Origin of the sequence: Streptomyces chrestomyceticus JCM 4735, assembly GCF_003865135.1 — a bacterium.
GTDB lineage: Bacteria > Actinomycetota > Actinomycetes > Streptomycetales > Streptomycetaceae > Streptomyces > Streptomyces chrestomyceticus.
Genome location: NZ_BHZC01000001.1, coordinates 2,513,230 through 2,527,623 on the forward strand (window position 1 = coordinate 2,513,230; position 14,394 = coordinate 2,527,623).

General features: G+C 71.6%; 11 protein-coding genes. 5 read left to right on the top strand and 6 right to left on the bottom strand.

The window, feature by feature from the left end; translation table 11 throughout:
- Positions 1–44 precede the first annotated feature (44 nt).
- Positions 45–1,211, bottom strand: a complete 1,167-nt coding sequence (locus tag EJG53_RS10260; protein WP_125044600.1) for a citrate synthase/methylcitrate synthase — start codon at positions 1,209–1,211, stop codon at positions 45–47.
- Positions 1,212–1,772: 561 nt separating this feature from the next.
- On the opposite strand from EJG53_RS10260, the gene EJG53_RS10265 reads away from it, so the two are divergent.
- The 4 genes from EJG53_RS10265 (at position 1,773) to EJG53_RS10280 (ending at position 7,903) form a co-directional block, all read left to right on the top strand.
- Positions 1,773–2,981, top strand: coding sequence for a citrate synthase (locus tag EJG53_RS10265; RefSeq protein WP_125049295.1), 1,209 nt, complete (start codon positions 1,773–1,775; stop codon positions 2,979–2,981).
- Positions 2,982–4,011: 1,030 nt separating this feature from the next.
- Entirely contained in the window at positions 4,012–5,028 is a 1,017-nt protein-coding gene (locus EJG53_RS10270; protein ID WP_125044601.1) for a sucrase ferredoxin, read from the top strand.
- A 377-nt stretch (positions 5,029–5,405) separates the two neighbouring features.
- The gene (locus EJG53_RS10275; RefSeq protein WP_244955087.1) at positions 5,406–7,232 is read left to right on the top strand and encodes an ATP-binding protein; all 1,827 of its coding nucleotides are present in this window, start codon (positions 5,406–5,408) and stop codon (positions 7,230–7,232) included.
- Complete coding sequence (locus tag EJG53_RS10280) at positions 7,229–7,903, top strand: DUF7342 family protein (RefSeq protein ID WP_125044602.1); 675 nt, start codon at positions 7,229–7,231, stop codon at positions 7,901–7,903. Before EJG53_RS10275 ends, EJG53_RS10280 begins: the two co-directional genes overlap by 4 nt.
- Before the next feature lie 35 nt (positions 7,904–7,938).
- On the opposite strand, the gene EJG53_RS10285 is transcribed toward EJG53_RS10280, so the two are convergent.
- The 4 genes from EJG53_RS10285 to EJG53_RS10300 all read right to left on the bottom strand — a co-directional run bounded on the left by EJG53_RS10285 (position 7,939) and on the right by EJG53_RS10300 (position 12,668).
- Complete coding sequence (locus tag EJG53_RS10285) at positions 7,939–8,616, bottom strand: response regulator transcription factor (RefSeq protein ID WP_125044603.1); 678 nt, start codon at positions 8,614–8,616, stop codon at positions 7,939–7,941.
- Positions 8,613–9,803: a sensor histidine kinase gene (locus EJG53_RS10290; protein WP_125044604.1), complete on the bottom strand. Its 1,191-nt coding sequence runs from the start codon at positions 9,801–9,803 to the stop codon at positions 8,613–8,615. The genes EJG53_RS10285 and EJG53_RS10290 overlap by 4 nt, the downstream gene beginning before the upstream one ends.
- Positions 9,804–9,876: 73 nt before the next feature.
- Positions 9,877–10,365 (bottom strand): DUF1453 domain-containing protein, encoded by a 489-nt coding sequence (locus tag EJG53_RS10295; protein ID WP_125044605.1) that lies wholly within the window; start codon positions 10,363–10,365, stop codon positions 9,877–9,879.
- Between the two features lie 182 nt (positions 10,366–10,547).
- Entirely contained in the window at positions 10,548–12,668 is a 2,121-nt protein-coding gene (locus EJG53_RS10300) for a DNA gyrase/topoisomerase IV subunit B (protein ID WP_125044606.1), read from the bottom strand.
- A 446-nt stretch (positions 12,669–13,114) separates the two neighbouring features.
- Between EJG53_RS10300 and EJG53_RS10305 the strand changes: the two genes are divergently transcribed.
- Positions 13,115–13,345 (top strand): DUF7455 domain-containing protein, encoded by a 231-nt coding sequence (locus EJG53_RS10305; RefSeq protein ID WP_003981845.1) that lies wholly within the window; start codon positions 13,115–13,117, stop codon positions 13,343–13,345.
- Between the two features lie 227 nt (positions 13,346–13,572).
- Here EJG53_RS10305 and EJG53_RS10310 read toward each other — a convergent pair whose 3' ends face one another.
- Positions 13,573–14,385, bottom strand: coding sequence for a S1 family peptidase (locus EJG53_RS10310; protein ID WP_125044607.1), 813 nt, complete (start codon positions 14,383–14,385; stop codon positions 13,573–13,575).
- Positions 14,386–14,394 lie beyond the last annotated feature (9 nt).

Sequence of the window (14,394 nt, forward strand, 5' to 3'; positions counted from 1 at the left end):
CGTCGTACGTCGGTGCGGCGGCGCGCCGTCGGTCCGGCACGCCGTCAGTTCAGCGCGGCGGGCACCGGCTGCGGCGGGGGCGGACCGACATAGCGGGCCGCCGGGCGGATGATCTTCGAGTCGTCCGCCTGCTCCAGGATATTGGCGCTCCACCCGACCACCCGGGCCGCACAGAAGGTGGGAGTGAACATCTCACGCGGCAGACCGCACAGCTCCATCACCACACCCGCGTAGAACTCGACGTTGGTGTGCAGTTCCCGGCCGGGCTTGAGCTCGGCGAGCAGCGCCTCGACCCGCTCCTCCACCTGCACCGCGAAGTCCACGAGCGGTCCGCCGAACCCCCGGGCGATGTCGCGCAGCATCCGCGAGCGCGGGTCCTCGGTGCGATAGACGGGGTGCCCGAATCCCATGATCCGCTCGCCCGAACCGACCCGTTCGCGGATCCAGGCGTCGATACGGTCCGGGCTGCCGATGGCGTCGAGGGAGTCCAGCGCCCGGCTGGGCGCGCCGCCGTGCAGCGGCCCGGAGAGCGCGCCGACCGCACCCGCCAGGCAGGCCGCGAGGTCGGCGCCCGTGGAGGCGATGACGCGGGCGGTGAACGTCGACGCGTTGAAGCCGTGGTCGACGGTGCAGATCAGGTACCGCTCGATGGCACGGGTACGCGCGGGGTCCGGCTCCTCACCGGTGAGCATGTACAGGTAGTTGGCGGCGTACGGGAGGTCGTCCCGCGGCTCGACCGGTTCCAGGCCGCGGCCGATGCGGTGCAGCGCGGTGAGCACGGTGGGTACGGCGGCGCATGCGGCGAGCGCGTCAGCGCCACGCTGCCGGGCGTCGATGTCGTAGAGAGGCTGGAAGTCCGCTGCCGCGCCGAGCAGGGAGAGCGCGGTACGCAGCCCCGCGAGCGGGCCGCTGCGGGCGCTCGCACGGGCGATACCGGGCAGTGCGTCCCGTACGGCGCCGGGCAGGTGACGCAGCGCCACGGTCTCCGCCTGGAAGGCCGCGCGCTGCTCCGCGTCCGGCAGGTACCCGCGGAGCATCAGGTGCCAGACATCCTCGAAGGTACGGCTCTGCGCGAGCTCCACGGCGGAGTACTGCCGGTAGTGGTAAAAGCCCTCCCCGCCCCGTACGTCCCCCAGCTCGGTCTCGGTGACGATCACTCCCGCAAGCCCGCGGGGCGCGTCGAACGTCGCGCCGGCCTCGGCAATCGACATGACGGTCCTCCCTGTGTCTGTCTCCTGGGCACTCCCATTGACTTGACTGTCTATTCTGGATTGGACGGGTGTCAATGTTGATCAGATCAATACATGCGCGGGATCAATCGATAGGGTTGGGGCATGAAGGGCATGGCGGATCGGGGAATGGATCAGGGAACGGGCGAGGGGCGGGGTGTGGTGGGCCGCGGGAAAGGCGGGGAGCAGATCGGCGGGATCGATGGCGGTGGGGGCGGGGGTAGCGATCTCGGAGGCGTCGGCGATGGCGGGACGGGCGGCAATTGTGGAGGTACGGGCGCAAGCGCCGGCGACGGCGGTGGGGGTCGCCACGGCGACGGACTCCATGGCGCCAGCAGCGACTCCGACGGCCGCGACAGCTCCAGCGGCCCCGACGACTCCGGCAGCCCGGATGATCCGGATGGCGGTCCCGGCGATTCCTGCATCGGTTCGGCCGGCGGAGGAAGTGGCGGCAGCACCGGCGTCCTCGGTGACGGCGCCGGCAGTACCGGAGATGTCGCCGACGGCGTCGGCAGCACCGGAGGCAGCAGCAGCGAACGGCGGCTGACCACCCGGGAAGCAGCCGACCGGCTCGGCGTGAAGCCGGAGACGATCTACGCCTACGTCAGCCGCGGCCAGTTGACCAGCCGCCGGGCGCCCGGTGGCCGGGGCAGCACCTTCGACGCCGAGGAAGTGGACGCCCTCGCCCGACGCGGCGCCCGGCGTGAGCCGTCCGCCGGCAGCGGCGACCTGGCGCTCCGTACCGGCATCACCCTCATCGACGCGGACCGCTGCTACTTCCGCGGCGTGGACTCGACCGAGCTGGCCGGCCGCTACGGCTACGAAGAGGTCGCCGAGTGGCTCTGGACCGGCGTACTGCGCCCCGGCGTCCACTTCACCGCCCCGGAGGAAGCCCTGGCGGCCGCCCGACGGGCCGTCGACGCACTGCCCGCCCACAGCAGCCCGATGGACCGGCTGCGCGTCGCGGTGGTGGCGGCGGCCTCCGCCGACCCGCTGCGCTTCGACCTGTCCGAGGCCGCCGTCCTGGGTACGGCGCGCTCACTCATCCCCGTACTCGTCGACGCCCTGCCCCGCCTGGAAAGCGGAACGGACCGCGCCACCTCCCCGATCGCCCGCCGCCTGTGGTCCCGCCTCACCGAGCAGCGACCTGACGAGGCGTCACTACGCGTGCTGGCCGCGGCGCTCGTCCTGCTCATCGACCACGACCTGGCCGCCTCCACGCTGGCCGCCCGGGTGGCCGCCTCCGCGCGGGCCCACCCGTACACCGTCGTGTCGGCCGGTTTCGGCGCCTTGGACGGCCCGCTGCACGGCGCCGCGAGCAGCCTCACCCACCGCATGCTCCAAGACGTGCTGGAACGGGGCAGCGCGGCGGCCGTGGTGGCGGACCACCTGCGCGCCGGACGCCGGGTACCGGGCCTCGGCCACCGCCTCTACCGGGGCGAAGACCCGCGCGCCCGTACCCTGTTCCGCCTCCTGGAGGACGTACCGCACGCCGCCCCGGCACTGCGGGCCGCACGCGAGGTGGCCGCCACGACCGCCCGCCACACCGCACTCCACGCCAACGTCGACCTCGCCCTGGGCGTACTGACCGTCACGGCCAACATGACCCCCGAGGCCGGCGAAACCGTCTTCGCGGTGGCCCGGACCGCAGGCTGGATCGCCCACGCCCTGGAGGAGTACGCAGAACGCCCCATGCGCCTACGCCCCAACGGCCACTACACAGGCCCCACCCCACCCCAGCCCCTCCCCTGACCCGGCCGGGGGCCAGGGTGGGGCGGCAGCCGGTCGACGCCGACATGCACGGGCGATGCCCCGCCTGGCGGCCTCACGGGGCGGCCTCGCCGGGCGGTTCCGGGCACGACCAGCGTGGGAGCGGTACGGCAGGCCCCTGGGCGCACCGGCCCCTCAACGACGCACAGTCTCCACATGCAACCCGTTCGACGGCACTCGGGGTTGTGGGTCCGGGGCGCCCACGAGCACGGTGGGCGGACTGATCGGCCGAAGTGAACCATTGGCCCCCGAAGCCCGCCCCGCCAGTCACTGCCCCAGCCCCGCAATGGCCGGTGCAGGAGGCCACTTGGGCAGCTTCGACCTCGACTGGGGCGCCTGGGGGGGAGTCCGCCGTACCGGCTTGGTACGGCACGCGCCGTACGGCGAAAACCACCGCCCCGGCCTCGTTCGCCCCGGACGGACCCCGACCAGGACCGAAGGAATCGGGCCGAAGAGCGGCCAGGCGCGCTGACAAGGAAGCCTGAACGACAGGGTTCACTGTCGATCGCCTCGCTCGAACGACGGCGAACAGATGCGCCTGCGCTGCAGCGGATCCGCCAGCACCTGGGGCCTAGCCCTCTACTCGCGAGTACCGCTGAGCACCAAGACGCCATCCCGCCCATCAGCAGCTCCGCCGATACCCAGCCCCGAAGTCGCCCTCGTCTGCACCTGCGGCTTCTACCTCAGCGCCCCCCGCACCTGACCGCGCCACGCGCCACGCCACTCACCTCGCCCCCTGCTCAACCGAGCCGCACCGTACGCACCGAGCTGCACCGTTCGCACCGAGTCGCTCGCACCACCTCGCTCATGTCACACCGTTCGCTCCCTCCTGGCCGAGCCTTGCGGGCGACCTCACGGCGATCCCGCCGTCGGCCCACCAGCGAAGACACCCATCCCCAACCCGGCTCGTCGCCCTCCCCGTTCACCTCCCAGCTCATGCGTTCTCGGTTTCAGATGCCCCCGGTATCGGTTCGGGATTCCAGCCGCTCCGCGGCAGGTTAGGGTTACCTATGTGAGCACGTGCGCAACCGCTTCCCGCGAGGCCGCCGAGCCTGTCGCGGGCACTTCGGCCACCGCCCGGACCTGGCTGCTCGTCGAGCAGACCGGGCCCTGGGGTACTGAGGCGCTGACCGAGAGCCACCTCGATCCCCGCATCGGCCGGGCCTTGGAATCGGCGGCGGAGAACACGGGCGTACGGGTGGCGCTCGTCCGCCGACCGGGCCGGCACGCGGACTGCCACGGGGCCGCCGCCCGCAGGGCTTTCCTTGCCCACACCACACCCGATCGCCCCTGGATCCGGACCACCTCCGTCACCGACCCGGCAGCCCTGCTGCACCTCGACTTCGCCCGGTTGGGCGCGGGTGAGCACGGTGGGCTCTGGGATCCGTATGACGGTGAACCGCTGGTCTTCGTCTGCACCAACGGCAAGCGTGACCGCTGCTGCGCCGTCCTCGGACGCCCACTGGCCTCCGAACTCGCCGACAGCGGCGCCGAGGCGTGGGAAGTCACCCACATCGGCGGTCACCGCTTCTCCCCCACCCTCTTCGTCCTCCCGTACGGCTACGCCTACGGGCGGGCTTCCGCTCCGCTGGTCAAGGAGGCCGTGGCGTCGGCCCGGGACGGTCGGATCCTGCTGGACCACTGCCGTGGCCGCTCGGCCTGGGAGCGCCCGGCGCAGGCCGCCGACCTCGCCGTGCGCGAGCTGATACGCGAGGACCGGGCGGACGCGATCGACATCGTGCGCTGTGAATCCGTGCCGCCTCCTGTCGGCGGCGGAAAGGGCGCGAGCGAGGCGGCGGAAGGCCCTCGCCACAAGGACACCAGCACTACGACCCCGGCACCTTCGACGGCCGCCCACAACGAGGCCCCCGCCCCCACCTGGGCCGTCACCGTCACGCACCGCGACGGCCGGTCCTGGCTGGTCACCGTCCAGCAGCGCGCCGACGGCATCCCCGCGCCGGTCAGTTGCGGTTCTCCGCTCGGCAGGCCCGCCCGCCTGGCCGTACTCTCCGTACGCCCTCTCGGCTGAAGCAACCGCTCGACCGTCTCCCCCGCGCTCGCCGCACCGCACGCGCCCTCCGCCTCCCCCACTTCCTCCGCACCTACCGCGCCTTCCGCACCTTCCCCGGCGCCTCCCAACAGCACCCACCGTCTCCGCCCTCATGACGCCCCCTTGAGTCCCACGAAGTCCTTGAATCCCTCGAACCTCTTCTGACCGCCCCGCCGCTTTCGCCGCCAGCAGCCGGTCACTCTCTGTGACTCTTCGAGGTTAACCACGCTCGGTAAGCTCGCGAAAGCCCTGTGGATAACTCCTCATCACTTGCCCACAGGCGCTCCGGTCGCCTCAGCCGCTCGCCCTCGACCTGGCTACCGAGCCGCACCCCACCCCGCCTACTGTTCGTTCATATGAGCGAACAGGCCGAAAGCAGCGCGCCCCCGCGTACGGACCGGCCCGCCGGCAGCGGGCTGCGTGCCGTGCCGTCGTCGCTGCGTTCCGTGCTGTCGGGGCTGCGTCTCCGCGTGGGCTGGCCGCGCCGCGTCTTCGCGCAGGTGCTGCTGGTGCAGTTGGCCATCGCCGCCGGTGTCACCGCGCTCGCCACCGGCCTCTTCCTCGCGCCGCTCAGCGCACAGCTCGACGACCAGGCGATGCGCCGGGCCTTGGCCATCGCCCAGACCACCGCCGCCGAATCGAGGCTCGACGACGCGCTGGAAAGCTCCCGCCCCGGCCGCGGCGGACCCGTGCAGAACGAGGCCGAGCGCATTCGCCGTGCCACCGGGGCGGAGTACGTCGTGATCATGGATACGCGTGGCGTGCGCTGGTCGCACACCGATCCCGACGAGATCGGGCGGCATGTCTCCACCGACCCCAGCGGCGTTCTGGCGGGCCGCGAGGTCATGCAGATCGACGAGGGCACCCTGGGGCGCTCCGCGCGCGGGAAGGTGCCGCTGCGGGACGAGGAGGGGAAGATCGTCGGCGCCGTCTCGGTCGGTATCGCCTACGAGAGCGTGCAGCAGCGGCTGCTGAGCACCGTGCCGCAACTGCTCGCCTACGCGGGCGGAGCGCTTGCCGTCGGCGCGCTGGCCGCCTACCTGGTCGCCCGTCGCCTCCAGCGCCGTACCCATGACCTGGCCTTCTCCGACATCTCCGCCCTGCTCACGGAGCGCGAGGCGATGCTGCACGGCATCCGGGAGGGCTTCGTCGCGCTGGACGCGCACGGCCGTATCCGTCTGCTGAACGACGAGGCGCAGCGCCTGCTGGACCTGCGTTCCGAGGACGCCGGCCGGCCCTTGGCGGAGGCACTGCCGCCCGGCCGTACCGCGGAAGTGCTGTCCGGCCGGGTGAGCGGCGCCGACCTGCTCACCGTCAGTGGGCAGCGCGTCCTGGTGGCCAACCGGATGCCGACCGACGACGGAGGGGCCGTGGTGACGTTGCGCGACCGTACGGAGCTGGAGCGGCTGGGCCGTGAGCTGGACGGCACCCGTGGGCTGATCGACGCGCTGCGCGCCCAGGACCACGAGCACGCCAACCGCCTCCACACCCTGCTGGGCCTCCTCGAACTGGGGCTGTACGAGGAGGCCGTGGAGTTCGTGACCCAGGCGGTGGGCGTGCACCGGGCGACGGCCGAGCAGGTCACCGAGCGGGTGCGCGATCCGCTGTTGGCGTCCCTGCTGGTCGGCAAGGCGACGGTCGCCACCGAACGCGGCGTCTCGTTGCGCATCGCGCCCGGCAGCCGCCTCCCGGACCGGGTGGTGGACCCGCACAGCCTGGTCACCGTCCTGGGCAACCTGGTCGACAACGCCCTGGATGCCACGGCCGGCACTCCCGGGGCGTGTGTCGAGGTCGAGGTGCGCGCCGAGGGTCGTACCGCGGTCGTCCGGGTCCGTGACAACGGCCCCGGAGTGCCGGAGGCCCGGCGCGCGGAAATCTTCACCGAGGGCTGGACGACCAAGGAGCCCCCTGCGCACGGGCAGCGCGGCATCGGCCTCGCGCTCGTGCGCCGCCTGGCCGAACGGTACGGGGGCACCGCCGCGGTGGCCGAGAGCCCCGGAGGGGGCGCGGAATTCACCGTCACGCTCCCTGACGCGCTGTCCGACGCCCTCTCGGAGGAGGTGCCGGACGGTGGCACCGCTGGGGAAGCCGGAGCGATCGGCCGAGACGGGGGCGCACACGCCTCGGAGGAGCGTGGGCCCGATGGCCGTGGCTCCGGTGACGGCCCAGGAGGCGCGCGATGATCGACGTACTGGTCGTGGACGACGACATACGGGTCGCCGAGATCAACGCCGCGTATGTCGCGAAGATCCCGGGTTTCCGCGTCAGCCGCCTCGCCCACTCCGCCGCCGAGGCCCTGGACGCCCTGGAGACCGCCTCCGTCGATCTCGTCCTGCTGGACCACTACCTGCCCGACGAGACCGGCCTCCAGCTCGTCTCACGGCTGCGGCAGCGCGGCCTGCAGACCGACGTGATCATGGTGACAGCGGCGCGTGACATCGCGACCGTCCAGGCGGCCATGCGGCACGGGGCGCTGCAGTACCTGGTCAAGCCGTTCACGTTCGCCGGGCTCCGGTCCAAGCTGGAGGGCTACGCGGCCCTGCGCCGCACCTTCGAGGGCGGCGGCCAGGCCGAACAGTCCGAAGTCGACCGGCTCTTCGGGGCGCTGGGCTCCGTCAACGCCGGCCCCGCGGAGCTGCCCAAGGGGCATTCGACGGCCACCGCCGACCGGGTCCGGTCCGTCCTGCGCACGGCGGACGCGCCGCTGTCCGCCCAGGAGGTGGCCCGGCAGGCGGGCCTGAGCCGACAGACCGCGCAGCGGTACCTCAAGCTCCTCGAACGGGCCGGACGGGTCCGCCTCAGCCTCCGGTACGGGGAGACCGGCCGTCCCGAACACCGTTACGTCTGGATCTGACGGCCGGGCGCCGTTCTCACGGGCTCTTCACCCCATCAGGTGATGGACGAGCCGGGCGGTTGTGCGAGACCGTGCCGGTAGGCGTAGTGGATCGCCTGGGCCCGGTCCCGCAGCCCGGCCTTGGCGAAGAGGTTGTTGATGTGGGTCTTCACGGTCGCGTTCGAGACGTGCAGCGACCGGGCGATCTCCGGGTTGGAGAGTCCCTCGGCGACCAGCCTCAGCACCTCCGTCTCGCGCGCGGTCAGCCCGTCCGGGGGCTCGGTCGGCGCTGCCGGGGCGGCTGCCCGTACGGGCTCCGCGAACCGCTCCAGCAGCCGCCGCTGCACCTGCGGCGACAACCCGGCCGCGCCCGACAGCACGTCCTCGACGGCCCGGACGATCTCGTCGCCGTCCGCGTCCTTCGTCAGGTAGCCCCGGGAGCCGGCCTCCAGCGCGGGGAAGAGGTGGTCGTCGTCCGCATAGGTCGTCAGGACGACGACTTCGGTGCCCGGGTGCTCCCTCCGGATCCTCCGGGTGGCCTCGACGCCGTCACAGCGGGGCATCCGGAGGTCCATCAGGACGACGTCCGGGGCCAGTTCGGCGGTGAGCCGTACCGCCTCCTCACCGTCCCCGGCGGAGCCCACGACCTCGATGCCCGGCAGCAGTCCCAGCAGCATCACGATGCCCTCACGCACCACCGTCTGATCGTCGGCGACCACGACCCGAGCCGTCATACCGGCACCCTCAACCGCACCACGAAACCCTCCTCGGCGGGACCGGAGTCCAGCGTTCCGCCGAGGAGTTCGGCGCGCTCCCGCATCCCCAGCAGACCGTACCCGGAACCGGACGAGCCGAGGTCGCCGAGGGTCCCCGGCCCGCCATCGCGGAGCTTCCCGCGCGCGGCGGAGTTCCGTACCTCCAGCTCCACCTCGGTCTCCGTATAGGCGAGCCGTACGGTCACCCGCGCGCCCGGCGCGTGCTTCCGTACGTTCGTGAGCGCCTCCTGGGCCACTCTGCGCAGTGCGAGGCCGGCTTCGGGCGACAGCTCGCGCCGCTCCCCCGTCACCTCCAGGCGGGCGTTCTCGGCGGCGGTCAGATGGCGCAGGAAGTCCTCCACCGGCGCCATCTCGCCGCGCAGCGCCGACAGGGCCTGACGCGTGCCGTCCAGGCCCTCCCTGGCCATGCCGCGCGCCGCCACGACCCGCTCCAGGATCTGCTGCCGGTCCGCCTCCAGGTCGCCGCTGCGCTGGATCAACAGCCGTGCCGCCTCCAAGTGCACAAGTTGCGCGCTCAGACTGTGCGCGAGTACGTCGTGCACTTCACGGGCGATGCGTCCGCGCTCGGCCAGTGCGGCCGTCTCGGCCTCGGCCTTACGGGCGGCTCGCTCCTGAGCCAGGAGCCGCTGCGCGTTGCCCTGTGCCTCGGAGTCCAGCCGTACGACGTATCCGGCCAGTCCGAGCCCGGTGACGGTCGCCGTGATCGACAGCCAGCCGTCCGGGCTGCGCGTGGCGTACGCCCCCAGGGACACCACCATGCACGGCACGGCCGCCGCCAGCGGAAGCCGTGCCATCGAGAGGACGGCGCACGCGCCCCACACCACGGCGGCGGGCACTCTGGCGCCTTCCGTGTGGAACCAGAACGCGCCGGCCTCCAGGAGCGCCAGCAGACCGAGGGCCGGCCACAGCCGGTGCTCCAGCGTCGTACGGAAGAACCCCCACAGGAGCAGGCCGCAGAGCGCGACCGCGGCCAGCCCCAGCACTGTTCCCGTGTCCCGGAACGCCTGGTCCGCCAGCGCGCTCCACAGCAGACCGGCCATGATCACGGTGCGGATGGCCCTGCCGATCCACACCCGTGTCCGGCTCGAAGCCCTGCGGGAGAGCGCTTCCCGCGAGGGCCAGCTCGTCCAGAAACTCAGCGGCACAAACGATCCTTCCGGCGTGATGCTCCCGGGGCTGGGCCGCCGGCACGTACGGCCGGGCCGCAGGACCGCGGTCTCAGCCACCGGCAGCAACACGGTACGTCGGCCGGACCTGCTGGGCGCGCCACATCAGGGTGCCCGTACGGGCGAGCAGCGTGGCGGCCACGGTCAGCATCGTGGCCTGGGTGCCCAGGTGGACCCCCACCAGCACCGCGATCCCGTACAGGCCGAACCGCAGCCCCGCTCCGAGGACCCAGGCCACGACGGTGACCCAGCGGCCGGCGGACCACACCTGCCCGTCCTCGTCCGTCCAGATCCGCATGGTCCAGGCCCAGCCGGCGCCGGTGAGCAGGCCGAGGACGACACCGACGGCCAGCAGGGCGGCCGATCCGGTGGGGTGCGCGCTGTCGACCAGGCCCGGTTCGCGGACCGCCATGAAGCCGAGGACGGCGGGCAGCAGCCACCAGCGCCTGTTCTCCGACGCCAGCCGCTGCGGCTTGACCTGCCGCACAACCACCAACGCGATGATCGCGACGATGACGAGAACGTTGAGCGAGCCGCTCATGACCTGGGCCTCCGAAGCACGGGAACAGCAACCGTCCCGACGCTACGGAGCGGGCACCGTCGGCCGGATCGGCGTGTGGGTGGGCTCCGGGTGGAAAACACGGCGGGCGCCTCTCCACCCGTGGGTGGACAGGCGCCCGTACCGGCGCGGGCGGACGCTTCACGCGCCCCCGCGGCGGCCCGTCACGTGTCGATGCGCGAGAGGTCCAGCGTGGCGGCGGAGCTGGTGATGAACTCCCGGCGCGGAGCGACCTCGTTGCCCATGAGCAGGTCGAATGCCTTCTCGGCGGCCTCCAGGTCGCTGATGTTGATCCGGCGCAGGGTGCGGTGGCGGGGGTCCATGGTGGTCTCCGCGAGCTGGTCGGCGTCCATCTCGCCCAGACCCTTGTAGCGCTGGATGCTGTCCTTGTAACGGATGTTCTTGCGCTGCAGTTCCAGCAGGGTCTGGCGCAGCTCGTTGTCCGAGTACGTGTAGATGTACTTGTCCTGGCCCTTCTTGGGCTGGGTCAGCTCGACCCGGTGCAGCGGCGGCACGGCCGAGAAGACCCGCCCCTGCTCGACCATCGGACGCATGTAGCGCTGGAAGAGCGTCAGCAGCAGGCACCGGATGTGCGCGCCGTCGACATCGGCGTCGGCGAGGAAGATGACCTTGCCGTAACGGGCCGCGTCGATGTCGAAGGTACGGCCGGAACCCGCTCCTATGACCTGGATGATCGCGCCGCACTCGGCGTTCTTGAGCATGTCCGAGACCGACGACTTCTGGACATTGAGGATCTTGCCGCGGATCGGCAGCAGCGCCTGGAACTCGGAGTTGCGCGCCAGCTTGGCGGTGCCCAGCGCCGAGTCGCCCTCGACGATGAACAGCTCGCTGCGCTCGACGTCGTCGCTGCGGCAGTCGGCCAGTTTGGCGGGCAGCGAGGAGGACTCCAGGGCCGTCTTACGGCGCTGGGCCTCCTTGTGCTGGCGGGCCGCGATGCGGGTGCGGGCCGCCGCGACGATCTTGTCGAGGACGGCGCGGGCCTGCTGCTTGGCGTCCCGCTTCGTGGAGGTCAGGAACGCCTTGAGCTCCTTGGCGACGACCTGCGCGACGATCCGGGAGGCGGCCGAGGTGCCCAGCACCTCCTTGGTCTGCCCCTCGAACTGCGGCTCCGCGAGCCGTACGGTGACGACCGCGGTGAGCCCCTCCATGGCGTCGTCCTTGACGACGTCGTCCTCGGCGACGCGCAGCAGCTTGGCCGACCGCAGGACCTCGTTGACGGTCTTGGCCACGGACCGCTCGAATCCGGACACATGCGTGCCGCCCTTGGGGGTGGCGATGATGTTGACGAAGGACTTGACGGTGGTGTCGTAGCCGGTGCCCCAGCGCAGCGCGACATCGACGCCCAGCTCCCGGGTCACCTCGGTGGGGGTCATGTGGCCGCGGTCGTCCAGGACCGGCACCGTCTCCTTGAACGTGCCCTGCCCGGACAGCCGCAACACGTCACAGACGGCCTTGTCCTGCGCCAGGTACTCGCAGAACTCGCTGATACCGCCGTCGTACCGGAAGGTTTCCTCCGTCGGGCCCTCGCTCTCGACGCCCCGCTCGTCCCGTACGACGAGGGTCAGGCCGGGCACCAGGAAGGCCGTCTGGCGCGCCCGCGCGTGCAGCGTCTCCAGAGAGAGCTTGGCGTCCTTGAGGAAGATCTGCCGGTCGGCCCAGTAGCGCACCCGCGTGCCGGTCCGGGTCTTGGGGATGCGCTTGCCCTTGAGCAGGCCGTTGGCCGGATCGAAGGGGGCGTCGGGGCCGGACTCGGTGAAGATGCCGGGCACGCCGCGGCGGAAGCTGATCGAGTGGGTCTTGCTGTTGCGGTCCACCTCGACGTCCAGCCGGGCGGAGAGCGCGTTGACGACCGAGGCGCCGACGCCGTGCAGACCGCCGGAGGCCGCGTACGAGCCGCCGCCGAACTTGCCGCCGGCGTGCAGCTTGGTCATCACGACCTCGACGCCGCTCAGGCCGGTCTTGGGCTCCACGTCGACCGGGATGCCACGGCCGTTGTCCCGGACCTCCACCGAGCCGTCGCCGTGGAGGATGACGTCGATACGATCGCAGTAGCCGCCCAGTGCCTCGTCGACGGAGTTGTCGATGATCTCCCAGAGGCAGTGCATCAGGCCGCGGCTGTCCGTCGAACCGATGTACATGCCCGGACGCTTGCGGACGGCCTCCAGTCCCTCCAGGACGAGCAGATGCCGCGCGGTGTAGTTGGACCCGTCCCGGTCAGCCCCGGTCAGCACGGCGGTGGACGGCACGGACATCTCGGCGGTCACGCGGTTCGCTCCTCGCTGAATTACTGGTGGCCCGCATTCCGCGGACCCGGTCGTGGCGGTGTCGCCGGTGAGAGCGTACCGAGGCCCGGTAGAGCCGATGTGACGCCACCCGTGACGGTGTCCATGGTAGTAGACTTTCGTTCAGGTGTTCGATCCCTCGTTGGAGTGAGAGCGCAGTGCCGCGCACATCACGTTCCCTTCGAGGCATGAACCATTTAGGCTCCGGGCACGTCCTCTTGAACAACCGGCAAGCCAGCCGGGAGGACAAAAGCCCAGCAACCAACGTGAATCAGACCACCACGCAATACGGCTCATTCGCCGCCACCCGGCAACACCCGGCCCCCTTGGAAAAAAATTTTCAGGGAATAGGCACGAGCGGGAACGTTTTCGGCCTGGTTGGATGTTGACCCTGGTACGACAGCTCGTCGAGCTAGAGAAGAGGCGACGTGACTACTGTTCTGACCCCCGCGAGCCCGCTGACGGCCGCTGACCGCTGCGACCGCTGCGGCGCCCAGGCATACCTGCGCGTCGTTCTGATGTCCGGCGGCGAACTGCTCTTCTGCGCCCACCACGGCCGCAAGTTCGAGCCAGAACTCAAGAAGATCGCCGCGGAAATACAGGACGAGACGGAGCGGCTGACCGCCTCTCCCGCGTCTGCTTCCGATGAGGAACGCTGACACATCGCATCCGACGACGAGCGAGCAGCGGCCTAGGGCCGTGCGGCGGGCGGCCCCCCGGCACCACCGGGGGGCCGCCCGCACTCGTCAGCTCCCGCACCGCGGCCACCGTCGGCCCGCCGCCGACACGACCATGACGGTTGCGCCTTCAAGCGCCCCTCGCGGCGCTCTGGGGCGCTGCCGCCGTACCCCCCGCACCACGGACCGGGAAGTCCGCTCCGGGGCCCTCAGCCGGCCCCATGGGCGGTCACGTGCTTGATCATCGCCGAGATGCGCGTATAGACGCCCGGCTTGCCCACCCTCCCGCAGCCCGTCCCCCAGGACACCAGCCCCACCAGACGCCCCCGCGCCACCAGCGGACCTCCGCTGTCGCCCTGACAGGCGTCCCGGCCTCCGTTCGGCACTCCCGCGCACAGCATGGAACCGGACAGATACCGGCCGTCCGCATTGCCCGGATACGCCCTGCTACAGGCCGCGTTCGAGAACATCTGGACCTCCGCCGAGCGGAGCGTGGACGCGTACGAGCCGTTACCCGTGGTGTCGCCCCAGCCGTACACGTTCGCCTTGGTGCCCGCCTTGTACGCGGGGTCACCGGCCTTGGCCATCGCGAGCGCCCGGCCCTTCGGCATCTGCTTGCCGAGCGTGAGGACGGCGATGTCACCGGCATTGCTGTAGCTGTCGTAGGTCGGGTTCACCCAGACCCGCCGCGCCACCAGTTCCTGCCCGCCCCGGCCCCGCATGTCCTCGCGCCCCACGATGATCCGCAGGTCCTTGACCTGCTGCCACTCCACACCCAGCACCGCGCGGCTCAGGCAGTGCGCCGCCGTGACCACCGTCGCGCGGCCGACCAGCACACCGCCGCAGAACTGCCCCGAGCGGTCGGCGCCGAACCGGGAACGGGAAGCGATGGCGACCATCCACGGGTTGTCGGAGACCTTCACCTGCCGGCCCCCCACGACCGCCGCGTCCGCCTGCGCGGTGACCGGTACGGCGAGAAGCAGGACGAGGGCCCCGATGGCGGCCCGGACGTAGGCACGCATACACGCTCC

What these genes read in the sequence shown, in the direction of transcription:
- EJG53_RS10285 (WP_125044603.1), bottom strand. Translation starts at nt 8,616, where the DNA reads ATGACGGCTCGGGTCGTGGTCGCCGACGATCAGACGGTGGTGCGTGAG.
- EJG53_RS10280 (WP_125044602.1), top strand. Translation starts at nt 7,229, where the DNA reads ATGATCGACGTACTGGTCGTGGACGACGACATACGGGTCGCCGAGATC.
- EJG53_RS10295 (WP_125044605.1), bottom strand. Translation starts at nt 10,365, where the DNA reads ATGAGCGGCTCGCTCAACGTTCTCGTCATCGTCGCGATCATCGCGTTG.
- EJG53_RS10260 (WP_125044600.1), bottom strand. Translation starts at nt 1,211, where the DNA reads ATGTCGATTGCCGAGGCCGGCGCGACGTTCGACGCGCCCCGCGGGCTT.
- EJG53_RS10310 (WP_125044607.1), bottom strand. Translation starts at nt 14,385, where the DNA reads ATGCGTGCCTACGTCCGGGCCGCCATCGGGGCCCTCGTCCTGCTTCTC.
- EJG53_RS10275 (WP_244955087.1), top strand. Translation starts at nt 5,406, where the DNA reads ATGAGCGAACAGGCCGAAAGCAGCGCGCCCCCGCGTACGGACCGGCCC.